This window comes from Clostridioides sp. ES-S-0048-02, from assembly GCF_020658495.1.
Classification (GTDB): domain Bacteria; phylum Bacillota; class Clostridia; order Peptostreptococcales; family Peptostreptococcaceae; genus Clostridioides.
Genome location: NZ_JACVWH010000097.1, coordinates 1 through 255, shown reverse-complemented (window position 1 = coordinate 255; position 255 = coordinate 1). Strand labels below are relative to the sequence as shown.

2 rRNA genes are annotated in these 255 nt (G+C 32.2%); both read right to left on the bottom strand.

Annotation, left to right across the window (positions count from 1 at the left end):
• Positions 1-63, bottom strand: a 5S ribosomal RNA gene (gene rrf, locus IC173_RS20585); the annotation flags it as partial.
• A gap of 114 nt (positions 64-177) precedes the next feature.
• A 23S ribosomal RNA gene (locus IC173_RS20580) occupies positions 178-255 on the bottom strand; the annotation flags it as partial.

Sequence of the window (255 nt, the reverse complement as noted above, 5' to 3'; positions counted from 1 at the left end):
AGAGAGCTTAACTTCTGTGTTCGGAATGGGAACAGGTGTATCCTCTCTGCTATTGTAACCACATAATCTTTATGCTTAATATTACTATTAAGTTTTTGAAACTAGTAAACTAGATTCTTTAGAGTTAACACTCTAAAAACTACATATATATTTTAATCAATGAACATCAAATAAATATTGGTCAAGTCCTCGACCTATTAGTATCGATAAGCTAAATACATTGCTGCACTTACACCTTCGACCTATCAACCAGAT